General features: G+C 38.3%; 2 protein-coding genes. One reads left to right on the forward strand and one right to left on the reverse strand.

Annotation, left to right across the window (positions count from 1 at the left end; translation table 11 throughout):
• Window positions 1-286, forward strand: a 286-nt coding sequence (locus tag ACJML3_RS10605) for a hypothetical protein (RefSeq protein WP_406023079.1), incomplete at its 5' end; no start/stop codon positions are given.
• Window positions 287-300: 14 nt separating this feature from the next.
• Here ACJML3_RS10605 and glnE read toward each other — a convergent pair.
• A partial coding sequence (glnE, locus tag ACJML3_RS10610) for a bifunctional [glutamate--ammonia ligase]-adenylyl-L-tyrosine phosphorylase/[glutamate--ammonia-ligase] adenylyltransferase (protein WP_406023081.1) occupies window positions 301-1543 on the reverse strand: 1243 nt, incomplete at its 5' end.

Raw genomic sequence — 1543 nt, forward strand, 5'->3', positions numbered from 1 at the left:
AAATGCAGCTGCACGAATTGAAAGTGCTAGATTTGAACTGAAAATGAAAGCTGACAGTATCGGTGGCACTCATATTGTTGAGACACATGCTTATCCAACAAGACTTATAGGCAGAACTGTAGGTGTTGTTCTGTCAGCAAGAGTATACAAATGTCCTTTAGGTAAAGGACCTCTTGTTGTGTCTGAGGAGTCTCTTACAAAAACACCTGATATCAATATCGATTACATGCTAGATGATGACGATATTGATATGTTCTATCTAACAAGAGATCGCCACTACAGATAAGGCAATAAGCCTTATCAAGAAAACATTTCCTTCCAGATCTGCTCTACTTTGTATGTTGCTTCAAGACGGTTTTGCATTGATACAAGTCTTGGCAAATCAGCTAATGACAGCTCATGATATATCTTTCTTATATCAATATAGGCATTGATAAGAGTAACTTTAAGCTCTTCACTAATGATAGACAGTCTTGCACACTCTTCAAGAATTCTGACATTATCAGTCCAGAGGATCATATCCTCATTTACAGGAGCATAGCGTAGTAGCAGATACTGAGATATAAACTCAACATCAATCATACCACCAGGTCCCTGCTTGATGTCATATAGGGTATCAGATGTTCTATCAAGATGAGCTCTCATTTTCTCTCTCATCTGAACAACATCCTCTTTAAGTTTTGTATCATCCCTTTTGCTTCTTAAGATCTCTGTTCTTATTCTTTCAAACTCATTTATTATATTCAAAGAGCCTGCAATAGGTCTTGCTCTGACTAATGCCTGATGCTCCCATGTCCATGCTCTTGATAACTGATACTGTTCAAATGACTGCACATCAGAAATTAAAAGACCGGTATCACCATCAGGTCTTAGGCGCATATCAAGATCATATAAAATTCCGCCTATAGTCTTTGTTGTAGACAGATGAAGCAATCTTTGAACAAGTCTTTGGTAGAACAGATCGACACTGACAGGTCTTTCTCCATTTGTCATACCTTCACATTGTTTTCTGATGAAAACCATATCAAGATCTGACTTATAACCAAGTTCAATACCACCTAACTTGCCATAACCGATGATAGCAAGACCAGGATCGTCAATACTCTGACCTTCAGGCTCACCATATTTTGCAGCAGTCTGAGACCATGCAAGTGAAAGAAGCTGCTTTACAATTGCCTGAGCTAGGAATGTCAGAGCATCGGAAATCTTCATTAAAGGAAGTTTTCCTGCCTTATCTGACAGTGCAATTCTGAACACCATGATCTTCTTAAATAGGCGAAGCTCTTCCATGATAGCTTCAAGATCATCCTTTTCTATTCTCAAAAGTCTTTCTTGCAGCATTGCAGAATATTCATTAACTGATGGTGGTGCAGTAAAGTACTGAGGAATAAACAGTTCATCTAGCAGTATTGGATGAGCTGTAATCAGCTCGGAAGCAAAATGGTTTTCTTTTAAAAGCTCAATAAATCGCTCTAAAACCTCATTATTGTCTCTTAAAAGCTGCATATACGGGGTTCTTAGGGCTATCTGCTCTATTAAACCT

Source organism: Succinivibrio sp., assembly GCF_045124615.1.
GTDB classification, from domain to species: domain Bacteria; phylum Pseudomonadota; class Gammaproteobacteria; order Enterobacterales; family Succinivibrionaceae; genus Succinivibrio; species Succinivibrio faecicola.